A 26,658-nucleotide genomic window follows, 5' to 3' on the forward strand; every position below is an offset into this window, starting at 1 on the left:
CGTAGGCGACGAAGGAGCAAGCAACGGTGCCTGAACGGACGGACCTGAGGGCCGCGACACGCGCGCGCCAGCGCGCCAAAAACACAGTTGACGTGAACTTTCTTCTAACTGGTGCCCTGATGAGAGACCCAGCCACTCACCAATCCGGCGTATAACTCCAAAACAGATGTCGGCGGCCCCTACCTCCCGACGCAACCACCCCGACGGAAGGCGAAACCTCAGCTACACGCCACCGACTGCTGGCCCAAGTTCTGCAGCATCGTGCAAGCCCAAGCCTTCTGTACCTTCCACTTCCCATCTTCAGCAACGAACGGCACATCTACCACGTTGGTCTGGCCGTTTACCGTGAAGTTCGCCTTCGCGTTTACCGAGTCACCAAACGACGTGACCTCGGTGACCTGCACCTGCACATTCGCGTCCTTAGCGGCCTGCGCCAACCGGTTCGGCAGTTCCGGGTCAGCGCCGCCGCCCTGCACAAAGTCGAGTTTCTCCTCGTTCGGCACCGACGGGTCTAACGCCATGTTGAGCTGCTGGTTGAGCTGGTCGACAGTAGGCACCGGGGGAAGGTCGGCGTTTGCTGAAGCCGACGCCTTCGCGCTCGTTGTGGTTTTCGCGGTGGAACTGCTGCCCTTGTCGTCGCTGCATGCGCTGAGGCCAAGCGCGGTGACGATAGCCAGGCCCGCGATCGCGATACGTCCGGTCGTTCGAAGCTTCAACTGCTCGTCCTTTACGTTCGAGGAGAATTGCCCAGCCGAGGCTACTCCCTAGCGCAGGCTGGCTAGCGGATCGGCCCGCGTCAACGCCGGGTCATCGGCCCGAAATGTCCGAGCTTGCCCGGGGCCGGTGGAACTTGTTTCAAATCGCACGGTGACCACGCCATATCCCGCGCCCTGCACCCAACCGTGCCCGAACTCGGGGTGTTCGACGTCGAGCCCCTGACTCCACCCGTCCGTCGGCGATTCGGACGGAATCTGCTCGGCGCTCGGCGGCGGTTCCACTTCGGCAACATCCTCGGGAACGGCCTGGTCGAGCTCGGGAAAAAGCGATTCCTGCCGAATCTGCGACAACCCGCCGTAGCCGACACCGACGAGTCGAATGGCTCCCAACTCGACGGGATCGATCGCTGAACGCTGCGCGGCCGCCGTCAAGGTGGCTAGCTCGGTGGTGGCATAGGGCAGCGTGAAGGACCGCGTCACGATGCTCATATCCGACTTCTTGAGCTTCAAAACGACCGTCCGCGCCGCCCTGCCGTCGCGTTCCAGCCGACGATGCGCGTGCGCGGCCATCGCGGTAATCGCCGCGCGCAGGTCGGCCATGCCGACGATGTCGCGCTCGTAGGTGGTCTCGGCGCTGATCTGCTTCGCCTCAGCCCGCTCAGCGACCGGCCGGTCGTCGATGCCACGCGCGAGCCGATGCAGCCCGAGCCCGACCGCACCGCCAAGCAGCGCGGCGACCTCGGATTCCGGCAACGCGGCGAACGCGCCAACGGTCTCGATACCGAGTCCGCGCAGGCGACCTTCGGCGACCGGCCCGATCCCCCACAGCTTGCGCACCGGCAACCCCGCCAACAACGCGGTTTGCTCGGTGGGCGAAATGACCCGCATCCCATCGGGTTTCGCGAGTCCAGACCCAATTTTGGCGAGTTGCTTACCGGTGGCAGCGCCGATCGACGCGGTAAGGCCGGTGCGCGCCAACACCGCGGCGCGCAGCATGGCGCAATACTGTTCCACCTCGGCGACGCTCGCCCCAACCAACTCGGCGGGCTCGCCAAACGCCTCATCAAGCGACAGCGTCTCCAACACCGGCACCGACGCGCGCAGCGTTTCGAACACCCGCCCGCTGAGCGTGGAATACACGATTCCGCGCGGCGCGACGACCACCGCGCTCGGCCCAACAAGCCGCCGGGCCTGATGCATCGGCATTGCCGACCGCGCCCCAAACACTCGCGCCTCATAGCTCGCCCCAGCGACCACCCCGCGCGGCCCAGCCCCACCGACGAGCACCGGCCGACCGCGCAACGTGGGCCGCGTGAGTTGCTCAGCTGAGGCAAAGAAGGCGTCCATGTCGATATGCAGCACCCAGCGACGGGCGGTTACCGCCGCGTCTTGCCTGGTCAGGCCGGTTGAGCCGGGGGTAGACGGGTGCACATCGCCAATCTAGCCCGACCCACCGACACCTAGGCGAGTCGTGGCACCCCGACCAGCACCGTAAGTGTGTGATGATCGAGGAATGAAGATCCGCAAGGCTGTCATCCCGGCGGCGGGCATCGGTTCACGTTTGCTCCCGCTGACCAAGGCGATTCCCAAGGAAATGCTGCCGGTCGGCGACAAGCCGGTCATTGAACACACCGTGCGCGAACTCGTCGCCTCCGGGATCACCGACATCACCATTGTCGTGAGCGGCGGCAAGTCGCTAATCCAAGACCACTTCCGCCCGAACCCGGCGCTGGTCGCGCAGCTACGCGCCGACGGCAAGTCGGCCTATGCCGACGCGGTTGAGGAAGTGGGCGAGCTGTCGCGGGCCGGCCACATCACCTATCTCGACCAGCACGGCCCGTACGGCAACGGCACGCCGGTGCTCAACGCCGCACGCAACCTGGGCGACGAGCCGATGCTCGTGCTATGGCCCGACGACGTCTTCGTCGCCGACGTACCGCGCGCCCAGCAGCTGATCACCGCGTACGAGACCACCGGTTGCCCGGTCCTCGCGCTGCTCCCGATGGAACCGGGCGAGTCGCAGCGCTACGGCGTGCCCGTGGTGCGTGAGGATCTCGACAACGGGCTGTTGCGCATTTCCGGGTTGATGGAGAAGCCGAAGCCCGAAGATGCGCCGTCCGCTTTCGCCGCCATCGGCGGGTATGTCGTGACGCCGGGGATCATCGAGGAACTCCAGGCGGAGACGGACAAGTGGTACGAGCACCAGTCCGGCGAGGTGTACCTCACCGACGCGATCAACACCTACGCCGCCGCGCACGCGGTGTACGGGCAGGTGATTCAGGGGCGGTGGTACGACACGGGGAACCCGGCGGACTATCTCGTCGCCCAGTTCGCGTCGGCGTTGGCGCATCCGGAGTACGGGCCGTTGCTGCGGCAATTGATCGACTAAGTCGGCTACCAGCGCGCGAGCAAGACATTCACCACCACGGTCGCTACAAAACCAAAAGCTAAGCGGCGCACTATCTTTCGACGCATTGGTCCCCCTCCCGCGCTTCGGCGCGCGTCGTCAGCGTCCATTTATTGTGCGCTATGTCGACGCCCATTCCGGGTAGACACGAAAAAGGCGGAACCCCTATCCGAGGGGTTCCGCCTTTTTCGTGGTTAGACCTACGCCTTCTTCACCGCGGCGCGCACGCCGCCGGTCAGTTCGGCACCGTCTGCCGCCTCGCCGAACGACAGGCTCGTCGCCAGCACTTCGCCCGCGATCAGGTCGCCGTGGGTTTGGGCCCATGCGAGTCGGTCCGCGGGCACGTCAAGCACCAGTGCGATGCGGTCGGAAACCTCAAGGCCTTGGGCCTTGCGGGTCTCCTGCAGGTCGCGGATCAGGTCGCGTGCCCAACCCTCGGCTTCCAGTTCCTCGGTGACAACCGAGTTCAGGACAACCAGACCCGCGTTGCCCGGCAGCGCCGCCGTCGACTCGGGTTCGGCCGCGACGAGGCGCTGCGTGTACTCCTCCGGCAGCAACGCGATGCCCGCCGCCTCAACGACGCCGTCGGCGGATTCGCTCCACTCCCCCGCCTTGACGGCCTTGATCACCGTCTGCACCTGCTTGCCAAGGCGCGGACCGGCGGCACGCGCGTTGACGACAAGTTCGAAGCGGCCGTGCGCGGCAACGTCGGTGGTCAGATCGACCCGCTTGACGTTGACCTCGTCGGCGATCAGCTCGGTGAACGGCGCGAGCCGCTCAGCGTCACCAGCGGCGATCGTGACCTCGGCAAGCGGCAACCGCACTCGCAGGTTCTTCGCCTTACGCAGGCTCAACACCGTCGAGCACACGGTACGAACCTCGTCCATCGCGGCGACCAGTTCGGGGTCGTGCGGCAGGTCGGTCTCGGCGGGCCAGTCGGTGAGGTGCACCGAGCGTTCGCCGGTGAGCCCACGCCAGATGACCTCGCTGATCAACGGCAGCAGCGGCGCGGAAAGTCGCGTGACGACCTCAAGCACCGTGTGCAGCGTGTCGACGGCGTCGCGATCCTCGGTCCAGAACCGCGAACGTGACCGACGCACATACCAATTGGTGAGCGCGTCAGCGAAGGCGCGCAGTTCCTCGGCGGCACCGGCGATGTCGTACGCCTCAAGCGCCTCGGTCATCACGTCGCGCGTGACGGCCAGCTTGGCGAGGATGTACCGGTCGAGCACGTTCGGCGAATCCGTGCGCCACACACCCGGCTTCGATGCGTAGAGCTGCAGGAACGTCCACGCGTTCCACAGCGGTCGCATCGCATGGCTGACACCTTCGCGGATGCCACGCTCGGTGACGATGAGGTTGCCGCCGCGCAGCACCGGCGACGCCATCAGGAACCAGCGCATCGCGTCGGAACCGTCGCGGTCGAACACCTGGTTGACGTCGGGGTAGTTGCCCTTCGACTTACTCATCTTCAAACCGTCGTCACCAAGGACAATGCCGTGTGCGACAACGGATTTGAACGCGGGTCGGTCGAACAGCGCGGTGGAAAGCACGTGCAGGTTGTAGAACCAGCCGCGCGTCTGCCCGTTGTATTCGACGATGAAGTCGCCAGGGCTGTGCGCTGCCGCGTCGGCGGTGCCTTCGAACCATTCCTTGTTCTCGAACGGGTAGTGCACCTGGGCGTACGGCATCGACCCGGACTCGAACCAGCAGTCCAGTACCTCGGGCACGCGACGCATCATCGACTTGCCGGTCGGGTCGTCGGGGTTCGGGCGAACGAGTTCGTCGATGACCGGGCGGTGCAGGTCGGTCGGGCGCACGCCGAAGTCGGCTTCGAGCTGGTCAAGCGACCCGTACACGTCGACGCGCGGGTACTCCGGGTTGTCCGAAACCCACACCGGGATCGGCGCGCCCCAGTACCGGTTGCGGCTGATGTTCCAGTCGCGCGCGTTTTCGAGCCACTTGCCGAACTGGCCGTCGCGGATGTGCTCGGGCTCCCACGAGATCTGCTGGTTGAGCTCGACCATCCGGTCGCGGAACTTGGTGACCGCGACGAACCACGACGGCACCGCCATGTAGATCAGCGGCTGACCCGATCGCCAACTGTGCGGGTAGGAGTGCTCGATGGTCTCGTGACGCAGCAGCTTGCCCGCCGCTTTGAGGTCCTTGATGATCACCGGGTTCGCATCGAAGACCATCAGGCCCTCGTACGGCGGCACCATCGAGGTGAACTTGCCCGCCGGGTCGAGCGGCTGCACGATCTCGATGCCCGCCGCCGTCGCGACGTCCATGTCCTCTTCACCGAACGCGGGCGCGAGGTGCACAACGCCGGTGCCCGAATCGGTGGTCACGTAGTCGGCGGTGAGCACGCGATGCGAGTTGGGATGGCCGACGAAGAAGTCGAACGGCGGTGCGTAGCTCAGGTCAGCGAGCGCGGCACCGTCGTATTCGCCGAGCACCTCCGGCTCGTCGCCCAGTTCGCGCGAGTAGTGCGAAAGCCGTTCTGCCGCAAGCACATAGCGCTTGTCGTCGGCACCGCGCACGTGTACGTAGCGCACGTCGGGGTGGACGGCGATGGCGAGGTTGGACGGCAGCGTCCACGGCGTCGTTGTCCAGATCAGCGCGTTCGCACCGTCGAGCGCGGCGAGCGGATGCTCGGCAGGCACGCTGAGCACCATGTCGACTGTGACCGCCGGGTCCTGGCGCATGCGGTATGAATCATCAAGGCGCGCTTCCTGATTCGACAGCGGCGTCTGCTCGTACCAGGAGTAGGGAAGCACGCGGAAGCCCTGGTAGATGAGCCCCTTGTCGAACAGCGACTTGAACGCCCACATGACCGACTCCATGAAGTCGAGGTCGAGGGTCTTGTAGTCGTTGTCGAAGTCGACCCAGCGCGCCTGGCGGGTGACATAGTCGCGCCACTCGCCGGTGTAGCGCAGCACCGACGAACGACAGGCCGCGTTGAATTCCGCGAGCCCCATCTCGTCGATCTGCGACTTGTCGGTGATGCCGAGCTGCTTTTCGGCTTCGATCTCAGCGGGCAAACCGTGTGTGTCCCAGCCGAATCGGCGGTCGACGAGCTTGCCGCGCATGGTTTGGAAACGCGGGATCAGGTCTTTGACATAGCCGGTGAGCAGATGGCCGTAGTGCGGCAGGCCATTGGCGAAGGGCGGGCCGTCGTAGAAGACGAACTCATCAGCGTCGGCGCGGTTGGCCAAGCTGGCGCGGAAAGTGTCGTCGGCGGCCCAAAAGTCGAGCACACGCTGCTCAAGCTCCGGGAAGGTGCCCGTACCGAAGTCGACGCGGGGGTAACCGCCGGAAGTGGTGTCCGCCATCGCGGATCTGCTCCTCGTGCTCACCGCGCCCGGTGGGACGCGATTGGTGGGCACGGGGACGATGCCGACGCGGGTGCGTCGATACCGCGGTACCACCCCGTTTGCTCACGAGCGAAATCGTGAGCCTCTCGTTGCGAGCTGTGACGGGCTCACCCGTTCGGTTCTACTGAGCGAGCGAACTCGCCGTTCTTCCGAAGACTCCCCGGTGATAGCCGGATCAACGTCGTAAGTACTTTCCATACTAACGCGCGGCGTCTACCGAATTATCCCCGCCTCGCGTGCCTGGACCGCACCGCCGTATCTGGCCTGCGCGTGGAGAGCGCGCCAACAAGCAACGTGGCGGCACCGATCACGCAGATCACGATGCATCCCCATGCCCAGATAACAGAACCGGTGGCCAGTGACGCGACGAGCAGTCCGAAACCGACTGCCGCGAGACCGAGCGTCAAGACGAGCATGCCGCCTCCCAAGCAAACCGACGGCCCAGAGTTGGGCGTACCCGGGTCGCGCGACGGTGCTGTCGCGCGACCCGGGTATCAGTTTACTTGGCGCCCTTGGCGAACGAGGACGGTGCGAGATTGTTGCTGGAACCGTTAGTTTCACCGGCGAACTCGCCGCCGTCGACCGGGACGGCCGAGCCACGGTTCTCCAGCTCTTCCAACTGCGATTCCAGGTACGACTTGAGCCGCACGCGGTACTCGCGCTCGAAGGTCTTGAGCTGTTCGATCCGGCTTTCCAGCACCGTGCGCTGCTGGGTGATCGTGGCCATGATCTCGGCGTGCTGACGCTCGGCGTCGGCGGTAAGCGCCTCCGCCTTGTCCTTGGCCTGCCGGATCTGGGTGTCGGACCGGTTCTGCGCGTCGGCGAGCATCGCGTCGGACTTCTGCCGCGCGTCGGCGATCATCGCTTCCGAGCGTGTACGGGCGTCGCCGACGAGTCGCTCAGAGTTTGCCCGCGCGTTCGACAGCAGGCCTTCGGCCTCAGTCTTGGCATCGGTGGTGAGGCGGTCGGCCATTTCCTGCGCGAGCGTGAGGACCTTGGCGGCCTGCATGTTCGCGTCGGGACCCTGAACGGGCGCGGGTGCGGCGACCGGCATCGGAACCGGCGGCGCGGCAGGGACCGGCTGCGGGATCGGTTCGGGTGCGGGCGGCGGCGCCTGCTGAACGGGGGCCTTGACGGCGGCCGGAGCCGAACCACGGTTAGCCTTGGCGTCTGCCAATTCGGATTCGAGCTCGGCGACCCGCTGACGCAAGTCGGCGTTCTCCTCGATCAGGCGCGACAGCTCCTGCTCGACGAGATCCAGGAAGGCATCGACCTCATCCTCGTTGTAGCCGCGCTTACCGATCGGCGGTTTGCTGAACGCGACGTTATGCACATCGGCTGGAGTCAGCGGCATCGAAGGATCCCTTCACGCGTCTTTTGGAGATCTAGCAAGCGGTCTTCTCGTTTCATTATGTCACACGGAGGTCACGGACGAGCCGAGGCTACCCACGACCTGCATGAGAATACCCAGCAGGATCACGAGCACCATGATGGAAAGGTCAAGGGAAACGCCACCCAACCTCAGCGGAGGTATCACGCGCCTCAGGAGTTTCACCGGCGGATCCGTGACCGTGAAGATCACTTCCAAGATAACGACGACGAAACCTTTCGGCCGCCAATCGCGCGCGAAGCTGCGGATGAGCTCAACGAGCACCCGACCGATCAGCAACAGCCAAAAGACGAGAATCACCACGTAGAGAACCGCGAACAGGGGGGCCACATGTTCACTCTGCCGTAAATCGGGCAACGTGCAAAATGGCCGCGCCGCGCGGTGCGCGGGCGGCCATCTTGGGTGAACGTGGCTAGCGCCTATTTCTGGTTGTAGAAACCGTTTTCGGCGATGCGCCTGCGCTCTTCGGCTGATACGTCAACGTCGGCCGGTGAGAGCAGGAACACCTTCGTCGCGACCTTGTCGAAGCTGCCGCGCAGCGCGAAGGCGAGTCCGGCGGCGAAGTCGACGAGCCGCTTGGCGTCGGCGTTGCTCAGGTCGACCAGGTCCATGATGACCGGGTTGCCCTCACGGAAACGCTCACCGATGATCCTGGCCTCGCTGTAGTCGCGCGGACGCAGCGTGGTGATCTTGGACAAGGATCCTCCGTCCTCAAAAATCCCGGGACGGCTCCTAGCGGTCTGCTCGGGACGCATGCGCTCATCGAGCCTGCGCTCCTCAACGTCGGGGTCGACGGCGAGGGCACCGCGGGTTGACCCGCGCATACCTGGTGCGACGCCGCCCGGCCGGAACCGTTGCCCCGACGACGGCGCGGTGTCGATGCGCGTGGGACGCCGAGGCGCCTCGTAGCGGTCATCACCGTAGGCGTCGCCGAGAAAGTCGTCGCGGCGGGCCTGGTAAGTGGGCTGGTAGGCGGGCTTGGGGTAATCCTCGTCGTCGAATCGGTCGACGCCGTAGCGATCTTCGGCGTACCGGTCGTAGCTGCGCTGGCGAGGACGCACGGCGGCGCGCTCGTCGGCAACCCGGGGTGCGGTGTCGTCGACGTAGTCGTCTTCGTACTCGTCGAGCGGGACCATGCCGAAGTACGCCTTGAACTTATGCAGCGTGCTCATGCCCCCACCTGCCCAGCGTCCACGACGGGACTGATTCGCTCGCTCCGCTCGCTCATATGGTCGACCTTCCTTCTGCCCGGTGGCGGCCGGGTGTTGAAGTTCTTGCTCAGCGCCTCGTCTGCCCAATCGTATGTGTCAAATGTGACTGATGAGGTTTCTTTGCTAAGGCGAGGTTATCGGTCGGCCGCCCATGAGGGCGGTTCCGACACGCACACAGGTCGAGCCGTGGGCGACCGCGATCTCCAAATCACCCGACATACCTGCGGAAAGTTCAGTCGCGTCGGCGTGTTGCGACAAGAGCGAGGCATGCAACTTCGCAAGCTTCGCAAAAGCTGCTTCTGGCGTTGTGTCAAGGGGTGGAATCGCCATCAGACCGGCCAAGGTGAGGCTTTCGACCTTCTCCACAAGATCAGCAAGCGCCAACATTTCGTCGGGTGCGACACCCCCGCGCGTGGGGTCGGCGTCGAGGCTGACTTGCAGCAGCACACGCAGGGGCGCGGTACGCTCGCCGACTGCCCGCGCTTCGCTCGCACCCCGGTCAAGCGCGTTTGCTAGCCGTTCGCTGTCGACCGAATGTACGGTGTGCGCCCACTTCGCGACCGACCTCGCCTTGTTGCGTTGTAACCGGCCAATCATGTGCCATTCGATCCCGTCGCGGCCACTTGCGGTGAGCTCGGCGACCTTGCCGCTCGCCTCCTGCTCACGCGATTCCCCGAATTCCCGTCGGCCGAGGTCGTAGAGAATCTCGACGTCGCTCGCCGGAAAGAATTTCGTGACCGGCAACAGCTTGACCGAGCCGGGCGCGCGACCGGCGTTGGCGGTCGCGGTGTTGACGCGGTCAACGAGCCCGTCGAGGCGACTACGCAGGTCATCGGCACGGTCCGGCGCGTGCGAGGTGATGGACGGTTCAGACATCTCGGTCCTCTCGGTGCTGCGGCCCAGCAGGGCGTGTGTTCGCGACGTTCAGCGGCGGATCGGGGGTACCCGAACCAGCGCGTTCAGCGCGATCCGGAATCGCGCCAGATCACGCTGCCAATCCGGCCGGTCGGCGCACCGCGACGGTGACTGAACAGCGTCTTGTCCTCGATCGTGCAGCGCGGGTCCAGCGCGATGCCAGCGACGCCCGCTTCGGTGAGCTGACGGCTGATGCCCGCGCGCAGGTCGAGGCCGGGGGTCTTGCGGACGGTCGTTGTCGCGCTGCCTGGGAGGTGTTTTTCCACGTCGGCGCGCATCGCGGCGGGCACCTCGTACTGGCGACCGGACGCGGCAGGTCCGAGGAACGCGCCGATGCGGTCGATGGACGCGCCAACCGAAACCATCGCGTCAAGCACGCGTGGCACGATGCCGATGCGCGCGCCGATGCGACCAGCGTGGACCGCGGCGATCACGCCCGCTTCGTCGTCAGACAGCAGCAGCGGAACGCAGTCGGCGGTAAGGACGACGAGCGCGAGGTCGGCCTGGGTAGTGACGAGCGCGTCGGTGACGGGCACCGGTTCGTCGCGCGGGCCGTCGACGATCTCGATGTTGCGCCCATGCACCTGTTCCATCCACACGAGCCGCTCCGGGGCCAGCCCGATACCTTCGGCAAGGCGAACTCGATTGCGCGCCACGGCAGCTGGATCGTCGCCGACGTGGTCGCCGAGGTTGAACGAGTCATACGGCGGGGCAGAAAAGCCGCCCGCGCGGGTGGTGGTGACCCGACGAACTGTGGTGGTTGAGGGCGGGGTGGTCATACCGACGAGCGTAGTGCGCTGAGCGGAGTGTGGCCGACCACGCCCGAACGTGGCCGTCCAACGCGAAAAAGGGCGCTAGGAGAGTCCCAGCGCCCTGATTCAGCTAACCGTTCGACTAGCGCCGCATGAAGATCGGCACTTCGATGTCGTCATCGTCGTCGCCGTCGGTGCGCGGCTCGGGCTCGACAACCCGGTTCATCGCGTCTTGGGTGACCCGCTGACGCTCCGACTCTCGGTACCGCTCGGTGTCGCGGTAGGTGGGCGCGGGCGCGGTACGCGCGCTCGACACCGCACTGGTCGCGGGCTCGGCGGCACGCACCGGCTCGGCCGGACGCGACTGCCCGATCTCACCAGCACGCGCGGTGCCGATGGGGTTGTTGCCCGACCTGGCCGACGCCACATTGGGCTCGAAACGACGGACCGAGGGGCCGCCACCGTCAAAACCCGCCGCGATCACCGTGACCCGGACCTCGTCGCCGAGTGAATCGTCGATGACGGTACCGAAGATGATGTTGGCTTCAATGTGGGCTGCTTCCTGCACAAGCGAAGCGGCTTCGTTGATTTCGAACAACCCAAGATCAGAGCCACCGGCGATCGACAGCAGCACGCCATGCGCGCCGTCCATCGATGCTTCGAGCAGCGGCGAATTGATCGCGGTCTCAGCGGCTTTCACCGAGCGACCTTCGCCCCTTGCCGAGCCGATGCCCATCAGCGCAGAACCAGCGCCGGACATCACCGACTTGACGTCGGCGAAGTCGACGTTGATCAGACCCGGGGTGGTGATGAGGTCGGTGATGCCCTGAACACCGTTGAGCAGCACCTCATCTGCCGAGCGGAACGCGTCCATGAGGCTGACGGCGGCGTCGCCGAGCTGCAGAAGGCGGTCGTTCGGGATCACGATGAGGGTGTCGCAGGATTCACGAAGCAGGTTGATGCCCACTTCGGCCTGGTTGCCGCGACGCTTGCCCTCGAACGAGAACGGCCGCGTGACAACACCAATGGTGAGCGCGCCCAACTTCCGGGCGATGCTGGCGACGACGGGTGCGCCACCGGTACCGGTGCCACCGCCTTCGCCCGCGGTAACGAAGACCATGTCGGCGCCCTTGAGCACCTCTTCGATCTCGTCCTTATGGTCTTCTGCCGCTTTACGACCCACTTCCGGGTCGGCGCCTGCGCCAAGGCCACGAGTGAGTTCACGACCCACATCGAGCTTCACGTCGGCATCACTCATGAGCAATGCTTGGGCATCGGTATTGACCGCGATGAACTCGACTCCCTTGAGTCCCTGTTCGATCATTCGGTTGACGGCGTTCACGCCGCCGCCGCCGATACCGACGACCTTGATCACTGCAAGGTAGTTGTGCGGGGGCGTCATGGGCTCTCGCCTTCCTTCGATCTAAAACCCTCAACATCAACCATAGGGTTGGCGTTATGTCAAGTATCCGACTGCTGCGGAACGCTATTCGCAGCCACCGCGATCCCGGCGCAGGCGCGCCGAGAAGGGAGGTGAGAATCTTGTTGCCATGGCAGTGGCGCTCACTTTACCGTGACCAGATTCGGACTAGAGACGTCGAATACAGTCCCCTCACGGGTTAGCAGCGGCAATACGACAGCGGCTTTGCGCTCATTATCGCCTGTGCCGCCCCACAGTACCTGTCTTCCGTCGCGAAGGGTAAGTGAGACGTCCGAAATCGACCGTGCGGCAACCTCGTCCACCTGAATCAGCAGCGCGGGGGGCAATGTGACCAGCACTTTGGCGGCTGCCGCGGTGACTGGATCAGTGCCCGCCGGATGCTCGGTGACCAATTTCGGAATTCCGATCGGTGGATTTGGCTCGATCGCGAATTCCACGCTTTCGGAGTCAACAAGATGGGCGCCCTGCGGAGAATCGAAGTACAGCACCGGAGTTCGTTCGACAACACTCACTCGAACCGACGACGGAAAACTGCGCTGCACCCGAACCGAACGCACCTTGGGAATTGTCGCGACCCTGCCCGCGATGGCCTCGGTATCGATACGCAGCATCGAACGACCATCGGGGATTTCGAGTTTCGCGATGACCTCATTCTCGGGGACGGCCGCCAATCCGTCGACGCGCACGCTGCGCACCGAAAGCACCGGGGTAAACCACGCCGCAGCGGCCAATCCCGCGACAACGACAACCGCGACCGCACTCCACAACCGATAACCGCGCCACCCGCGCGCGGCGGGCATCGGCAATCTCATCGACCCTGTGGGCGCGCGCGTAGGCCGTCGAGAATTTGGCCACCGAGCATCGTGACGTCGCCCGCGCCCATCGTGATGACGATGTCGCCCGGCTCGGCGAGACCGGCGACCTGCCTGCCGACCTTCGACATATCCGGCTGGTAGTGCACGGGTTTGGTGACGGCCTGCGCGACCAACGCGCCGTTGACGCCCGGCAGCGGCTCTTCCCGCGCCCCGTACACGTCGAGAACGACCACCTGGTCGGCCAGACTCAGCGCCTCACCGAACTCGGCGGCGAATGTGGCAGTGCGACTGTAAAGATGCGGCTGGAAAACAACGATCACGTTGCCGCGCTTAGCCCGACCGTGTTCGCGTGCGTCCTGGGCGACCAACTGCGCGGCCGCTTCCAGCACCGCGCGCACCTCGGTGGGATGGTGGGCGTAATCGTCGAAGACGCGCACCCCGTTTTCTCGACCGGTGAATTGGAAGCGCCGATGCACGCCGCCGAATCCTTCGAGACCAGCGATGATCTCGTCGATGTCCGCGCCGGTGGCCCGAGCGGCGAGCAAGGCCGCGAGCGCGTTGAGTGCCATATGCCTGCCCGGCACCGACAGTTTCAACGTGCGAGTGGCGGCTTCGCCAGCGAGCTGGAACTCCATGATCCCGCCGACGTCGCGCGGCTGCCAATCGACAAGGCGCGCACTGACCGGAACGGCCGCGTCGCCGAATTCGCCGGAACCGTAGCCAGCGACGCCGACGCCGCGCTCATGCAGACGCGGGGCGACGCGTTCGGCGAACGCGCGCGAACCCGGGTCGTCGAGGCACACGACGAGCAGGCCGCCGGGCGCAAGCCGATCGGCGAAGTCGTCGAACACCTGTGTGTAGGCCTCGTCGGTGCCGAAGTAATCGAGGTGATCGGATTCGATATTGGTGACCACCGCGACGTCGGGGTCGTATTGCAGCAGCGACCCATCCGACTCATCGGCTTCGGCAACGAAGGTCTTGCCGGTGCCGTGATGGGCGTTGGTGCCCGACTCATTCAGCTCGCCACCGACCGCGAATGACGGATCGACGCCGCAGTGCTGCAACGTGACGATGAGCATCGACGTGGTTGACGTCTTGCCGTGCGTCCCCGAAACCAACAGGGTGTTGTGCCCGCGCATCAGCGCGGCGAGCACGGTTGGCCGAAGCAAAACCGGGATGTCGCGCCGATGTGCTTCGACCAGTTCAGGATTGGTCTTGGGAATGGCCGCGTACGTGGTGACCACGGCCGTTGGCCCGCCGGGCAGCAGGTCGAGCGCTTCGGCGGCATGCCCGATGCGCACTTGCGCGCCGCGTGCCCGCAGGGAAAGCACCCCGCGACTCTCGCGTGCGTCCGACCCGGAGACCGCACCGCCGCGCGACAGCAGAATGCGCGCGATGCCCGACATGCCAGCACCGCCGATGCCGACCATGTGGACGCGTTCCAGCTCGGGTGGCAGGCCGGATTCGGTGGTGCCACCGAGTTCGATTTCGGGGCGGTCGATGGGCATGCCCGATTCGGGTGCGCTCATCGAGCGGTCTCAACAACGATGCGGGCGACCGTGTTGGCGGCGTCGCGGTGGCCCGCGCCCGCCGCGGCACGGCTCATCTTGTCAAGTCGGGGCGGGTCGAGCAGCAGCGGAATCACCTCGTCAATCACGTATTTCGGGGTCAGGTCAGCGTCAGCGACAATTGTGCCACCGCCCTGTGACACCACCGGACGCGCGTTGAATTCCTGCTCACCGTTGCCATGCGGCAGCGGCACGTAAAAGGCGGGCAAGCCGACCGCCGACACTTCGGCGACGGTCATCGCACCGGACCGGCACACCGTCGCGTCGGCGGCGGCGTAGGCAAGGTCCATGCGCGAAAGATAGGGAACGGCAATATATTTCGCTGTCCCGTCATTGACACCGGGATCCAATTCGACGGTGTTCTTCGGACCGTGCGCGTGCAGCACCGAAACGCCAGCGCTCACCAACTGTGTCGCCGCGCCCGACACGGCCTCGTTGAGACTCCGCGCGCCCTGCGAACCACCGGTAACCAGCAGGACAGGCCCTTCGGCGGGCAGCCCGAAATGCGCACGCGCTTCGGCGCGCAACCCGGCCCGATCGAGTCCGGTGATCGACGCGCGCACCGGAATTCCCACGATCTGCGCGTCCGGCAGCCCCGAATCAGGAACGGCGGCAAGCACTTTCGCGGCCAACCGCGCGCCAACCTTGTTCGCGATCCCGGCCTTCGCGTTCGCCTCATGCACCACAACCGGCACCCGACGTTTGCGTCCGAACACTCCCCCGCGCGCGGCGAGGTAGGCGGGCAGCGAAACGTAACCGCCGAAACCGATGATCACGTCGGCGTCGGTGTCGTCGATGACCTTGCGCGTCGCCTTCACCGACGCCCGCACCTTCGCGGGCAGTCGCAGCAGATCAGCGGACAGCTTGCGCGGCAACGGCACTGGTGGAATCAGCGCGAGCGGGTACCCACGGTCGGGCACCAGCTTAGTTTCGAGGCCACGCTCAGTGCCAAGCGCGGTGACCTGAATCGAATCGTCGAGCGCGCGCAACGCGTCGGCCACCGCCAACGCGGGTTCGATGTGTCCCGCGGTACCGCCGCCCGCGACGATCACCGACAACCCGTTCCGTTCGGACTTCGGGTGACTCACCTGGATCTACCTCGTTCTTTCGGATGTGGCATGGGATAGGTCGGTTCCCATGCTCGAGTCGAGCGTAACGACGACGCGCCGCGTCCCTGCGGCGCGCGGCGACGGGGTTGCGGTTGCGCTTCGCGGCGCGCTGCGGGCTTAGGTTTGGGTTTCGGCTTGGCTTTGGCCGGTGCCGCCTTGCGTGGCGCGTCGGCTTTGCCCGGGATGTAGAGGTCGGGAACGGGCAGCCGCAACAGGCGCGACAGTCTGCCGTCCTGGCCCGCTTGCAGCGCGGCGACCGCTTCGGGTTCGTGTCGCGCCGCGCTAGCGATGAGGCCGAACATGAAAAGCGTGATGGCGAGCGAAGAGCCACCGGCCGAAACGAGCGGCAACTGCAAGCCGGTGACCGGCAGCAACCCGACGACGTAGCCGATATTGATCAACGCCTGCGCGGTGATCCAGGTGGTCGCGGTCGCGGTGAGCAGGCGAAGGAACGGGTCGTTGGACCGCAATGCGATGCGAATGCCGGTATAGGCGAACATCGCGAAGAGCGCGAGCACGAGCATGCAGCCGAGGAAGCCGAGTTCCTCGCCGATGATGGCGAAGATGAAGTCGTTGTGGGAGTTGGGCAGGTAACTCCACTTCGCGCGACTCTGGCCGAGCCCGCGTCCCCAAATGCCACCGTCGGCGAGTGAGTATTTCGCTTGGCGCGCTTGGTAATTGATGCCCTGCGGGTCGTCGCCGGGATTGAAGAACGCGCGCATGCGGTCAGAGCGATACCCCGCCGACAGCGCGAGCACCATTGCCGCGATCATGCCGGTGATCATCGCGCCCGCGAAGATCTTCCACGGTAACCCGCCAAACCACAGCAGCGCCATCAGCACAACGCCGAGCGCGATCGTGGTCGACAGGTTCGGTTCGAGAATGACGAGCAGGCACACGAGCAGGCCGGCGGGCAGGACAGGGACGAGGATGTCTTTGAGCGGCGCGCCGCGTCGGGTGGCGAGCAGGTGCGCGCCCCACACGACCAGCGTGACCTTGACGACCTCGGACGGCTGAATCGACAGCGGCCCAATGTCGAACCAGCGCCGCGCGCCGCCGTGGACCGCGCCGATGCCGGGAATCAGCACGAGCAGCAGCGCGACAACGGAGGCGAAGAAGATCGGGAACGACCACTGGCGAACAAGTCGAAGGGGCAGCCGGAGCGCGATATAGAACGCGACCGCGCCCAGTGCCGCGAACATCGCCTGCTGCACGAACAGCGTGTACGCCGACCCACCACCCGCGTACGACTCGACGCTCGATGCTGACAGCACCATGACGAGCCCGAGGACGGTGAGCAGCGTGGCGATCGTGACGATCAGGTGAAACGACGCGAGCGGGCGGGCAAGCCACGCGCCGAAACGCTCACCTGCCCAGTTCGTCCGCGCCTTTTCTGTCACAACGCCCGCCCGATGTCACCATCTTCCAGTGCCGTCACCGCGTCGACGAAGCATCGACCGCGGTGGGTGTAATCGTCGTACATATCCAGCGAAGCCGCAGCGGGAGCGAGCAACACCGTGTCGCCGGGCCCCGCGAGACCAGCGGCGGCACGCACCGCGCGGCCCATGATCGCGTCAGCGCGCGCTGATCGGGAGGTGTCGACATCGTTGTTCATGTCGGCATCGTCTCCCGCATCAAGCTCGATGACCGGGACTTCGGGCGCGTGTCGCGCCAACGCGGCCGCGATGATGGGCGCGTCGGCACCGAAAAGGACCGCGCCGACGAGTCGTTCGCCGACTTCTTCGATCAGCTCATCGACGCTCGCGCCCTTGAGTAGACCGCCCGCGACCCAGACGACCTGCGGGTGGCCCAGGATCGACGCGCGCGCGGCGTGCGGATTGGTTGCCTTGGAGTCGTCGATGAAGACGACGCCGCGCACCTCGCGCACGAAGGCGGCGCGGTGCGGGCCAACCTTGTGTTCGACGAGCCCTTCTTTGATGAACTGCGGGGCGACGTCGATGGCGCGGGTGAGCGCCGACGCCGCGAGCGCGTCAGCGATACCGGCCGGTCCCTGCGGGCTGATGTCGGTGGTGTCGGCGAGGATCGCGGCCTTGGTGAACGCGCGGTCGAGCAGCTTGCCGTCGACAACGCCCAGTTCGCCGTCGGCGGGAACGCCGATACGGAAACCAACTGTCCTGCGCGCCTTCGCTTTTCGAGCGAGGCTGCGCGCGATGGGGTCGTCGAGCCCGACAACGCCGATGCGGCCGGTGAGCGCGCGCGCCTTAGCGGCGGCGTAAGCGTCGAGGCCGCCGTGCCAGTCGAGGTGATCTTCGGCGACGTTAAGCACGACACCCGCTTCGGGGCGAACCGAAGGGGCCCAATGCAATTGGAACGACGACAGCTCGACAGCGAGGATCTGCGGGCCCGGATTGCGCCGCAACGCGTCGAGAATCGGCAGCCCGATGTTGCCGCAGGCGACACTGCTGATGCCCGCGGCGCGCAAGATCGCGTGCGTCATCTGCGTTGTCGTCGTTTTGCCGTTGGTTCCGGTGACGACAAGCCACTTGCGCACCGGCCCGTAGATGCGGGCTTGGTCGACCCACCAGGCGAATTCGACGTCGCCCCACACCGGGATGCCCTCGGTGACCGCCGAGACGAGCACGGGCGAGTCGGGTCGCCAGCCGGGGCTGGTGATGACGAGGGCGAAGCGGCTCAGGTCGGCCGATTCCAGTTCGACACTCGTCGCGACTTCCAAGCCAAGCTCGGCCGCTTCGGCGAGTGCCTTCGCGCCACCGTCGGTGACGACAGGACGCGCGCCGATGTCGCGCAACGGTTGGATCAGCGAGCGACCCGAAACACCCCAGCCAGCGACGAGAACGTCACGGCCACGCAGGAATTCGAGCATGGGACCGGGCGAGCGCACGATGCGCGGGTTGTGTTCGACCATGACGCACTCACCCGACCTGTGAGAGGTATTCGCTGTAGAACAGCCCAAGACCGACGGCGGCGGAGATGCCAGCGAGAATCCAGAATCGGATGATGACGGTCGTTTCCGCCCACTTACTCAGTTCGAAGTGGTGGTGGAACGGTGCCATCTTGAACAGGCGGTTGCGCGTGGTGCGGAACACGACGACCTGCAGGACAACCGACGCCGCCTCAGCGACGAACAGCGCGCCGATCACGGCCATCAGCAGTTCGGTGCGGGTGACGATCGAGATACCAGCGATCAGACCGCCGAGCGCGAGCGAACCGGTGTCGCCCATGAAGATCTTGGCCGGGGCGGCGTTCCACCAGAGGAAGCCGATGCACGCCGCGCCCGCCGCCGCGCAAACCAGCGCGAGGTCGAGCGGGTCGCGCACGTCGTAGCAACCAGCTTCGGGGCTGGTGACGCACGAATTGCGGTACTGCCAGAAGGTGATGATCACGTACGCGCCGAGCAGCATGCTCATCGAACCGGCGGCGAGACCGTCAAGGCCGTCGGTGAGGTTCACCGCGTTCGACCAGGCGATCACCAGCAGCAGCACGACGATGACGAACACGATCGCGCCCATCGACACGGTGTTCCAGTCACGCACGTACGAGATGTGCTTGCTTGCCGGGGTGAGCCCGCTCGGGTTGCGGAACTGCAAGGCAAGCACCGCGAAAATCACGGCGGCGGCAGTTTGGCCGATGTATTTGCCTGCCGCGGTGAGGCCAAGGTTGCGCTGCTTGCGCAGCTTGATGAAGTCGTCGAGGAAGCCGACAACGCCGAGCGCGGTGGTGAGGCCGAGCACGAGCAGGCCCGATGCGGTCGGTCCTTCCGCGTCGTAACCGATGCCAATCAGGTGCGAACCGAGATAGCCGGCCCACATGCCGATCAAGATCGCGACGCCACCCATCGTCGGGGTGCCGCGCTTAGCCTGGTGGCTCGCTGGCCCATCGACGCGGATTTCCTGCCCGAAACCCTGCTTGGCGAACAACCGAATCAGCAACGGCGTCAACAGAATTGACACCGCCATCGCGATTCCGGCTGCGAAGAGAATTTGCCTCACGACTGCGTCTTACCTTCCCCTGCCCCGATCAAATGCTCAGCCACGGTCCACAGACCAACTGACTTCGACGCCTTGACCAGTACCACATCGCCTGCCGCGATCTCGTCGTCAAGCAGCGCGATCGCCGCTTCGATATCGGGCACGAGAATCGATTCCTCGCCCCATGAGCCTTCCATTACCGCTCCCTGGTGTAAGCCGTGGGAGGGTCGTCCGTCGCCGATCACGATCAGTCGGTCGACGTCGAGGCGAACGGCAAGTCGACCAATCGCGTCGTGTTCGATGACCGACGTGTCGCCGAGTTCGCCCATTTCGCCGAGCACCGCCCAGCTGCGGCGCGGCTCGCCGCCCGACTTCGCCAGTGTCACAAGCGCTTTCAGCGCCGCACGCATCGAGTCGGGGTTGGCGTTGTAGGAGTCGTTGATGACGGTGACGCCGTTGGCGGTGGTCCGCACATCCATGCGACGGGCCGACGCGGCGTTCGCACCTTCGAGCGCCTGGGCGACCGCCGCGAGGGTGGCACCGCATTCGAGCGCGACAGCGGCGGCCGACAGCGCGTTGCCCACCTGGTGTTCACCGTGGACAGCGAGCTGGACGGGCATCGATTCGCCATTGGCGTGCAGGGTGAAGCTGGCGCGCGCCTGGCCGTCCATGTGGACGTCGGTCGCGCGAATGTCAGCCTCGGTCGACAGCCCCACGGTGACGACCCGCGCTTTGGTCCGCGATGCCATCGCCGCGACGCGGTAGTCGTCGGCGTTGAGGACGGCGAGGCCGTCTTCGGGCAGGGATTCGACGAGTTCGCCCTTGGCTTGCGCGATCGCGTCGCGGCTACCGAATTCGCCGAGGTGGGCGGTGCCGACGTTGAGCACGACGCCGATGCGCGGCGGTGCGATGCGCGCGAGTTCGGCGACGTGGCCGACGCCGCGCGCCGACAGTTCGAGTGCGAGGAACTTGGTTTCGGGGTCGGCGCGCAGGGCAGTCCACGGGTGGCCGAGTTCGTTGTTGAACGAACCGGGCGGCGCGACAGTGGGCCCGAGCGGACTCAACACGGCAGCGATGAGGTCTTTGGTCGACGTCTTGCCCGACGAACCGGTGACCCCGACAACCGTGAGTCCATTTGTCGCACTGAGCTTTTCGGTGCTGATCCGAGCGATTTCCGCGAGGGCCTTGAGCACGGCGGCACCGGAACCGTCCGTGTCGTTCGACAGGGCGAGCGCGGCACTTTCGGTGGCACCGAGCGGCGGAACGACGATCGCGGGCACCCCGACGGGCCGAGCGGCGAGCACCGCGACCGCGCCAGCGGCAACAGCGGCGGCGGCGTGGTCATGGCCGTCGGCGTTCGCGCCGGGCAGGGCGAGGAACAGATCACCGGGACCCACTCGGCGCGAATCGAATTCGACCGAACCGGTCACGGTTGCCTGCGCGTCGGGGACGTCATGCAGGGTGCCCCCGCACGCGTCCGCGATTTCCCGCAGTGTCATCTCGATCATGAGACCGTCAAGTCCTCCGAGTCCGTTGCCGGACTTTGTTGTGCGAGTAGGGAATCCAGGTGGCGCGCGAGCACTTCCCGGTCGTCGAAGGGCTGCTTGACCCCGTTGACCTCTTGTCCTGATTCGTGGCCCTTACCCGCGACGAGCACGACGTCGCCGGTGCGCGCCCAGGCGAGCGCGGCGGCGATGGCGTCGGCGCGGTCGCCGATTTCGCGGATTTCGGCGCGATGGTCGGTGGGCAGCGCGAGCGCGCCAGCGGCGACGGCGGCGCGGATGGCGGCCGGGTCTTCGCTGCGCGGGTTGTCGTCGGTGACGATCACGAGGTCGGCTTCGCGTGCGGCGGCGGCACCCATGAGCGGGCGTTTGGCCGCGTCACGGTCGCCGCCAGCGCCGACGATCACGGCGAGTCGGCCGCTCCCGGCTTCGGTGAGGTGACCACGCAGGGTCGCGACGACCGATTCGACGGCGGCGGGTTTGTGCGCGTAGTCAACAACGGCGAGGAAGTCTTGCCCGCGCTCGACGCGCTGCATGCGGCCGGGGACGTCGACGGTGGCAAGGGCGGGCGCGGCCGTCGCGGGGTCGACGCCGGCTGCCGCGCAGGTGGCGACGGCGAGCAGGGCGTTGGCGACGTTGTAGCGGCCGGGAAGCCGCAGGCGGACCGGGAGTTCGGTGTCGTGCGGCGTCCGGGCGGTGAATTCCTGCTCGCCACCAGCGGTTTTGATGTCGCCGATGAGGTGCCAGCTGGCGGCGTCGCCGGTGGTGGACACCGTTATCGGCGCTGAGCGGTCGGTGCGCTGGTTGTCGGCGTCAGTCGCCTGCGTGTGCGGTTCGGAGCCGAGGTCGGCTGCGGCCGCCTGCGCGGCCAGCTCGGCTGCGGTGGTCGTCGCCTGCGCCTGGGCGGCCAGGTCGGATGCGAGGCGCTTGCCCCATGCGTCGTCGACGCAAATTACCGACGTGCGGGCCGCGACGGGCGAATTCGCGTCGAAGAGCAGGCGTTTCGCGGCGAAGTAGTCTTCGAAGTCGGCGTGGAAATCCAGGTGGTCCTGCGACAGGTTCGTGAACGCGCCGACCGCGAAGCGCACACCGTCAACGCGGCCCAATGCGAGCGCGTGGCTCGACACCTCCATCACGACCGCGTCGACGCCCTGTTCCACCATCGCGGCGAACATCGCGTGCAACTGCGGCGCTTCGGGAGTGGTGAGCGCGCTCGGCACGCGACGGCCGCCGATGCGGGTTTCGATCGTGCCGATGAGCCCGGTCGACAGGCCGGCGGCCTGCAAACCGGCTTCAACCAGGTACGACGTTGTTGTTTTACCCGAGGTGCCGGTGATCCCGATGATCGTGAGCTTGTCACTTGGGTGGCCATAGATCTCGGCCGAAAGCTCGCCAAGCTGCGCGCGGGCCGCGTCGACAATCAGCACGGGCACGTCGACGTCGCCGATCTGATCGGCACCGGCCGCGTCGGTGTACACCGCGACCGCGCCGCGCGCGATGGCGTCGGCGGTGAAGCGCGCGCCGTGGGCATTGGCTCCGGGCAGCGCGGCGAACAGGTCGCCTTGCCGCACCGCCGACGAGCGCTGTTCGATGCCGGTCACGTTGACGTTCGGTGACCCCAGAAGAGTGGCACCGGTGAGGTCAAGCAGGGCCTGCAGCGGCACCGACGGGGCACGGTCGGGCCGGAGCGCTTGCGGGCTTTGCTGCTCGGGCACAGGGCTCCTTTCGGAAAGGTCGAGCGTGGTCGAGCACGGGGGCGAGACGACGAGTCAGGTTACCGACACGGCGGTGGTCGATCAGAGCCCGGCCTCCAGAACAAACTGTTTCGGCTCCGGCGACGGCGGAACGCGGTCGCGTTGCAGCGCCCATGAGGCGATGGTGTGGAACAGCGGTGCTGCCGACTGGCCGCCACTGCCATCGGAGCTGCGCACCGGCGCGTCGAGCATCATGCCGATTACGTAGCGCGGGTTGTCGGCGGGTGCCATCCCGGCGAAGGTGATGTAGTACGACGAGGTCGAATAGCAGCGGCACGCTGGGTCGACCTTCTGCGCGGTGCCGGTTTTGCCGGCAACCTGGTACCCCTCGATCGCGGCGGGCGCGCCGGTGCCCGACTGCACGCCCATCGGGTCTTTTTGCACGGTCGATTGGAAGATCGTGCGCAATGTTTGCGCGGTTTGCGGGCTCACGACCCGCACACCGTCGGGTTGGAGTTCCTCGCTGCGCGTGCCGTCGGGAGCGACGCGGGCTTTCACGATGCGCGGCGGGATGCGCAGGCCGTCGTTGGCGATGGCCTGGTACATGCCCGTCATCTGCAGCGTGGTCATCGAAAGACCTTGTCCGATCGGCAGATTGGCGAAGGTGCCGCCCGACCACTCCGCGCGCGTTGGTACCTGCCCCGGGCTTTCGCCGGGCAGCCCGATGCCGGTGTTTTTGCCGAGCCCGAATCGGTCGATCATGTCGGCAAACCGATCTTCGCCAACGCGCTGCGCGAGCATCAAGGTGCCGACGTTAGAAGACTTTCCGAACACGCCGGTGGTGGTGTAGGGCGCGACGTCATGGGTCCACGCGTCGTTGACGGTGACGCCCGACATCCGAATCGACCCTGGAACTTGCAGCACCTCGTCGGCGTTGGTGACGCCGTACTCGATCGCGGCGGCGGCAGTGACGATCTTGTTCACCGAACCCGGTTCGAAGGGCTCGGTGATCGACGGGTTGCTCATGTCGGCTGAGGCCCAATTGGCCGGGCCCAGTGCGGGATTGAACGTGTTGTCATTGGCCATCGCGAGCACCTGACCGGTCTTCGCGTCGAGCACAACCGCCGACGCCGACGCCGCGCCGGAAGCCTGCTTGGCCTGCTGCACCTGCTGCTGCACGAAGTACTGCAGGTCTTCGTCGAGGGTGAGTTCGACACCGTGACCGTTGACGGCGGGCTCCTGGTCGCGGTAGCTGCCGGGGATCACGGCCCCGTCGGAACCACGGTCGTAGGTGCGCGACCCGTCGGTGCCAGCGAGCACCGAGTCGAGCGAAGATTCGAGCCCGATCTTGCCGCGCCCATCCCAGCCCGTCGCGCCAACCACGTTGGCCGCCAACGCCCCGCCGGGGTATTCGCGCAGGTCCTGACGCTCGGCACCGACCTGCGAGAACTTCGCGGTGACCTCGTTCGCGATGCGCGGATCAACATTGCGCGCCAAGTAGACGAACGGTTTGTCGCTGCGCAGTTTTTCAAGCAGCTCTTCTGTTTTCGGGCCAGTGGGGCCGAGTTTGTTGTGCACGAACTCGGCGATGTCTTTGATCCGCTGGTCCGGGTCGGGTGCCGACGGGTCGGCTTTGCGCGCTTCGGCCAATTGCTGTCGCACCCGAACTGGTTGGAACGTCAGCGCTTTCGCGGTGATGGTGAACGCGAGACGGTTGCCGTTGCGGTCGGTGATCGGGCCGCGCACCGCTGACTCGGTCTCTTTGGTTGTGCGTTGCGACGCCGCCTGCGCGGAAAGCCCAGGAGCAGCGATGCTTTGGACATAAAGCAACTGCACCGCGACCACACCAAGCGCGATCAGGAGCGTGCCCTTGCCGATGCTCAACCTGCGCCGAATGGGCCGGTCGCCACCTAACTGCGCGCGACGACGCGCCGAGCTGGCCGAACTACCCGGCGCGCGTCGCTTACGCGGCGACGACCCGCTTTGCCTCACCGTCCGCTCGCCGCCACATCAGGACGCGGCGTTTCGGTGACCGCATGACCGGTGGTTGGCGGGATCGTGGCTTGCGCGTTCGGCACCGTGGCACCACTGCTGCTGAGCCCACCGTTCGGCGACGCGGGGCTCACCGCGGCACCGCCCGGCTGGACCGGGACAACCCGTTCGCCTTGCGGCAGACCAGCACTCGGCGTTGGGGTGAGCGGGCCGTTCAGCGGTGGCACCGGAGCGCCTTGCGCAGCACTCGGCGTACCGATCACGGTGATCTCGCCGGTTGGCCCAATCACCAAGCGCGCCGGGTCTTTCGCCGGGATCATGCCCAATTCACGTGCGCGCGAAGCTAATTCCGGTGCCGAGTCGGCTGTGGCAACCTCGCGCTGCAGTGCGGCGCGCTCGTCGGCGAGCTTGCGGTTGACCGCGCGCGCGTCGCCGAGCTGGTAGCTGTCTTCGGCGGCACGAGTGGTGAGCAGCAACGTCAACGCGAGACCGCAGCCGAGCAGGCCGATGATCGCCGCGACGAACGGGATACGCCCCGCCATCTTCGACGTGACCGGCGGCACCGGAATGCCGTCGAGCAGTTGCTCGCGGGTGCGGCGCCGCGCGTAAGCCCGTTGGGCCGCACCAGATTTGGTTTTATCGGTCGTCTCCGCACGCCGGACCTGTGGTTCGGCGAGAGCGACGGCACCTTTCGATGTGCTCATCGTTGCCCCTCCAGCGTCGTTGTTGACCCTGGCGCGATCCGTTCGGCCGCGCGCATTCGCACCGGAGTTGCTCGAGGATTTTCCTCGATTTCGACTTCGGTCGCCTTTTCCGCGCCCCGGGTGAGCATCCGGAATTCCGGTCCCATCCCAGGCAATTCGACCGGCAGGTCGAGCGGGGAACGCGACACGATGCGTGGCGCGAACTCCTGTTTGACCAGCCGATCCTCTAGTGATTGGTAGGACATGACCACGATCCGCCCGCCGATACGCAGCGAGTTGAGCGCGGCGGGCAGGGCGGCGGCGAGGGAATCGAGTTCGCCGTTGACCTCAACCCGCAACGCCTGGAACGTGCGCTTGGCGGGATGGCCGCCGGTGCGACGCGCGGCGGCCGGGATCGTCGCGTACAGCACGTCGACCAGCTCGGCGCTCGTCGTGAACGGTTTCACCGCGCGACGCCGCAGCACCTCGGAGGCGATTTTGCCCGCGAAGCGTTCGTCGCCATAGGTTTTCAGGATGCGCGCGAGGTCGCCGTGGCCGTAGGTGTTGAGTACGTCGGCCGCGGTGATGCCGGTGGTGGGGTCCATGCGCATGTCGAGCGGCGCGTCGATGGAGTAGGCGAAGCCGCGATCAGCTTCGTCGAGCTGCATCGAGGAAACGCCGAGGTCCATGAGAATGCCCGAGACGGAACCTGTTTCGGCGAGCCCCGCTTCGTCGAGGGCGTCGGCGATGCCGTCGTAGCGGGTGTGTACGAGGGTGACGCGGTCGCCATACGGCGCGAGGCGTTCACCAGCGAGTTTGAGCGCGGTGGTATCGCGATCGAGGCCAACGAGCCTCAGCTCGGGATAGGTGCGCAAGAAATGTTCGGCGTGGCCGCCCAAACCCAGTGTGCAATCCAGATATACGGCACCCGGTTCCGTTAACGCGGGCCCGAGAAGCTCATCGGCGCGCCCCAACAGCACCGGAACATGGCGGGGGTTGTCGGTGCCATGATCTTTCACCTCAACCTCCCAGAAGATAGCTGTACTGCGTGGAAAATCGCCGTTATGTCATCGGGGCGAATGCTTCGAGGTCTCTGTCCGATGCGCGGCACCTGGCGTCGGGGAAGTACGTCAGGG

At 66.1% G+C, this 26,658-nt stretch carries 22 protein-coding genes; 1 reads left to right on the forward strand and 21 read right to left on the reverse strand.

All coding sequences use genetic code 11. The features are described from left to right. Positions 1–218 precede the first annotated feature (218 nt). Positions 219–716 carry a WKL family lipoprotein gene (locus tag IEX78_RS21315; protein ID WP_188830827.1) on the reverse strand — a complete coding sequence of 166 codons (498 nt, stop codon included), beginning with the start codon at positions 714–716 and terminating at the stop codon, positions 219–221. Between the two features lie 48 nt (positions 717–764). After that, positions 765–2,063 carry a DNA polymerase IV gene (locus tag IEX78_RS21320; RefSeq protein ID WP_188830939.1) on the reverse strand — a complete coding sequence of 433 codons (1,299 nt, stop codon included), beginning with the start codon at positions 2,061–2,063 and terminating at the stop codon, positions 765–767. 166 nt (positions 2,064–2,229) lie between these two features. Here IEX78_RS21320 and IEX78_RS21325 point away from each other — a divergent pair, with 166 nt between their 5' ends. Beyond that, on the forward strand, positions 2,230–3,105 hold the full coding sequence (locus tag IEX78_RS21325) for a UTP--glucose-1-phosphate uridylyltransferase (protein ID WP_188830828.1): 876 nt from the start codon (positions 2,230–2,232) through the stop codon (positions 3,103–3,105). Positions 3,106–3,323: 218 nt separating this feature from the next. Here the strand turns inward: IEX78_RS21325 and ileS are convergent, their stop codons facing one another. From ileS to rsmH, 19 genes are all read right to left on the reverse strand, one after another. Continuing rightward, on the reverse strand, positions 3,324–6,458 hold the full coding sequence (gene ileS / locus IEX78_RS21330) for an isoleucine--tRNA ligase (protein ID WP_188830829.1): 3,135 nt from the start codon (positions 6,456–6,458) through the stop codon (positions 3,324–3,326). A gap of 263 nt (positions 6,459–6,721) precedes the next feature. Then, positions 6,722–6,916 carry a hypothetical protein gene (locus tag IEX78_RS21335; protein WP_188830830.1) on the reverse strand — a complete coding sequence of 65 codons (195 nt, stop codon included), beginning with the start codon at positions 6,914–6,916 and terminating at the stop codon, positions 6,722–6,724. An 83-nt stretch (positions 6,917–6,999) separates the two neighbouring features. Then, positions 7,000–7,854 (reverse strand): DivIVA-like cell division protein Wag31, encoded by an 855-nt coding sequence (gene wag31 / locus IEX78_RS21340; RefSeq protein ID WP_188830831.1) that lies wholly within the window; start codon positions 7,852–7,854, stop codon positions 7,000–7,002. A 60-nt stretch (positions 7,855–7,914) separates the two neighbouring features. Further along, positions 7,915–8,220: a YggT family protein gene (locus IEX78_RS21345; protein ID WP_188830832.1), complete on the reverse strand. Its 306-nt coding sequence runs from the start codon at positions 8,218–8,220 to the stop codon at positions 7,915–7,917. A gap of 89 nt (positions 8,221–8,309) precedes the next feature. Beyond that, complete coding sequence (locus tag IEX78_RS21350; protein ID WP_188830833.1) at positions 8,310–9,062, reverse strand: cell division protein SepF; 753 nt, start codon at positions 9,060–9,062, stop codon at positions 8,310–8,312. 162 nt (positions 9,063–9,224) lie between these two features. Next, positions 9,225–9,977, reverse strand: coding sequence for a YggS family pyridoxal phosphate-dependent enzyme (locus IEX78_RS21355; protein ID WP_188830834.1), 753 nt, complete (start codon positions 9,975–9,977; stop codon positions 9,225–9,227). An 83-nt stretch (positions 9,978–10,060) separates the two neighbouring features. After that, the gene (gene pgeF, locus IEX78_RS21360) at positions 10,061–10,795 is read right to left on the reverse strand and encodes a peptidoglycan editing factor PgeF (protein WP_188830835.1); all 735 of its coding nucleotides are present in this window, start codon (positions 10,793–10,795) and stop codon (positions 10,061–10,063) included. 115 nt (positions 10,796–10,910) lie between these two features. Further along, positions 10,911–12,170, reverse strand: coding sequence for a cell division protein FtsZ (ftsZ, locus tag IEX78_RS21365; RefSeq protein ID WP_188830836.1), 1,260 nt, complete (start codon positions 12,168–12,170; stop codon positions 10,911–10,913). Between the two features lie 161 nt (positions 12,171–12,331). Further along, positions 12,332–13,009, reverse strand: coding sequence for a cell division protein FtsQ/DivIB (locus IEX78_RS21370; RefSeq protein ID WP_188830837.1), 678 nt, complete (start codon positions 13,007–13,009; stop codon positions 12,332–12,334). Between the two features lie 8 nt (positions 13,010–13,017). Further along, a complete protein-coding gene (gene murC / locus IEX78_RS21375) occupies positions 13,018–14,532 on the reverse strand; it encodes a UDP-N-acetylmuramate--L-alanine ligase (protein ID WP_188830940.1) in 1,515 nt (504 codons plus the stop codon). A gap of 17 nt (positions 14,533–14,549) precedes the next feature. Continuing rightward, positions 14,550–15,680: an undecaprenyldiphospho-muramoylpentapeptide beta-N-acetylglucosaminyltransferase gene (gene murG / locus IEX78_RS21380; RefSeq protein ID WP_373291636.1), complete on the reverse strand. Its 1,131-nt coding sequence runs from the start codon at positions 15,678–15,680 to the stop codon at positions 14,550–14,552. Beyond that, a complete protein-coding gene (gene ftsW, locus IEX78_RS21385; protein ID WP_188830838.1) occupies positions 15,677–17,101 on the reverse strand; it encodes a putative lipid II flippase FtsW in 1,425 nt (474 codons plus the stop codon). Before ftsW ends, murG begins: the two co-directional genes overlap by 4 nt. Continuing rightward, positions 17,098–18,546 carry a UDP-N-acetylmuramoyl-L-alanine--D-glutamate ligase gene (gene murD / locus IEX78_RS21390; protein WP_188830942.1) on the reverse strand — a complete coding sequence of 483 codons (1,449 nt, stop codon included), beginning with the start codon at positions 18,544–18,546 and terminating at the stop codon, positions 17,098–17,100. The genes ftsW and murD overlap by 4 nt, the downstream gene beginning before the upstream one ends. A 49-nt stretch (positions 18,547–18,595) precedes the next feature. After that, complete coding sequence (gene mraY, locus IEX78_RS21395) at positions 18,596–19,672, reverse strand: phospho-N-acetylmuramoyl-pentapeptide-transferase (RefSeq protein ID WP_188830839.1); 1,077 nt, start codon at positions 19,670–19,672, stop codon at positions 18,596–18,598. Further along, a complete protein-coding gene (locus IEX78_RS21400) occupies positions 19,669–21,159 on the reverse strand; it encodes a UDP-N-acetylmuramoyl-tripeptide--D-alanyl-D-alanine ligase (RefSeq protein WP_188830840.1) in 1,491 nt (496 codons plus the stop codon). Before IEX78_RS21400 ends, mraY begins: the two co-directional genes overlap by 4 nt. Continuing rightward, a complete protein-coding gene (locus tag IEX78_RS21405) occupies positions 21,156–22,868 on the reverse strand; it encodes a Mur ligase family protein (RefSeq protein ID WP_188830841.1) in 1,713 nt (570 codons plus the stop codon). The genes IEX78_RS21400 and IEX78_RS21405 overlap by 4 nt, the downstream gene beginning before the upstream one ends. 81 nt (positions 22,869–22,949) lie before the next feature. Next, the gene (locus IEX78_RS21410; protein ID WP_188830842.1) at positions 22,950–24,839 is read right to left on the reverse strand and encodes a peptidoglycan D,D-transpeptidase FtsI family protein; all 1,890 of its coding nucleotides are present in this window, start codon (positions 24,837–24,839) and stop codon (positions 22,950–22,952) included. After that, complete coding sequence (ftsL, locus tag IEX78_RS21415) at positions 24,836–25,543, reverse strand: cell division protein FtsL (RefSeq protein WP_229684207.1); 708 nt, start codon at positions 25,541–25,543, stop codon at positions 24,836–24,838. The genes IEX78_RS21410 and ftsL overlap by 4 nt, the downstream gene beginning before the upstream one ends. Then, the gene (gene rsmH / locus IEX78_RS21420) at positions 25,540–26,541 is read right to left on the reverse strand and encodes a 16S rRNA (cytosine(1402)-N(4))-methyltransferase RsmH (protein ID WP_373291637.1); all 1,002 of its coding nucleotides are present in this window, start codon (positions 26,539–26,541) and stop codon (positions 25,540–25,542) included. The genes ftsL and rsmH overlap by 4 nt, the downstream gene beginning before the upstream one ends. Positions 26,542–26,658: the final 117 nt, after the last annotated feature.

This window comes from Nocardia camponoti (genome assembly GCF_014646135.1).
Taxonomy (GTDB): Bacteria; Actinomycetota; Actinomycetes; order Mycobacteriales; family Mycobacteriaceae; genus Nocardia; species Nocardia camponoti.